The organism is Lyngbya sp. CCY1209 (assembly GCF_035615495.1).
GTDB lineage: Bacteria > Cyanobacteriota > Cyanobacteriia > Cyanobacteriales > Microcoleaceae > Limnospira.
In genome coordinates this window covers 1-994 of sequence record NZ_JAJENU010000327.1, presented here as the reverse complement: position 1 = coordinate 994, position 994 = coordinate 1, and the positions used below count along the sequence as shown (strand labels likewise).

Sequence of the window (994 nt, the reverse complement as noted above, 5' to 3'; positions counted from 1 at the left end):
CATTCAGAACCGTGCATGAGACTTTCACCTCACACGGCTCCTAGTTCAGTCGTCTCGTTGTCATGAGTACGACTCTTACTTAGACTACCATCAATGGCAGTTTTGGCATCGTGACAGTGGCGGTGCAGCAATTGGAGGTTTTTGTAATCATCCTTTCCGCCGAGGCATCTCGGGATGATGTGGTCGGTCTCCACCTGGTCTTCGATGGTGAAGTGCTGTCCGCACCATTTGCATTTGCCTTTCTGGTCTTTTAGCAGTTTGGCTTCTCGGTTTGAGATTTCTGGTGATTTCCCTCTCCTCGTTGCCCAATAAGTCCAATTTCCGTCATATGTCGATGCGTTTGGTTTTACCAACGTGTGATAGACAATGGGAGTCCAGGCGTGTTTTTGGAGCCGTAGACCATCCTTAGTTTGGAATATCCACTTATCCTTCCTTTCATCCCCATTGCTCAATTTTGCCCTACCTGTTCGGTAGTATTTTCTGAGCGTTTTGTATTTGGCGTTTCCGCATCGTGACACTATCCATGCCCGCAGTTGTTGCCAGAGTATGCTATCTAGCTTGTTGAAAATCTCCTTGGAGACTACCCCCGAGTAATACCTTGCCCACCCAGTGATGATGGGGTTGAGTCTTTTAATCAGGGCGGCTTGAGGTGCTGTTTTATATTTCTTAATCACCTCTTTCACCTTTCCGATGTGGGCTTTGATTGCTTCCTTATCTGGTCTTATGTGGGTTACGAAGCCAAGCAGTTTACTGACTTTTCCTCCACTTTTACCAGAGACGTGTTTTCCGGCAGGATATTGCCTAATATTGAACCCTAGAAAGTCGAAACCAGGTGCGACCTTTTTTCCATTTACTTCAATTTCTTGAAGTGTATGACAGATTCTTGTCTTTTCTGGTTTCAATCGGAGTCCAATGGGCTTTAACCATTCAGAAATAGCAATCTTGCACTGTTCAATGATTTCGAGTTTTGGTGATATGACTACAAAATCATCGG

At 45.2% G+C, this 994-nt stretch carries 1 protein-coding gene; it reads right to left on the bottom strand.

All coding sequences use genetic code 11. From position 1 onward, the window contains the following. Positions 1 to 29: 29 nt before the first annotated feature. Positions 30 to 994: group II intron maturase-specific domain-containing protein (locus tag LKE08_RS09470; protein WP_324703975.1), on the bottom strand; the 965-nt coding region annotated here is incomplete at its 5' end.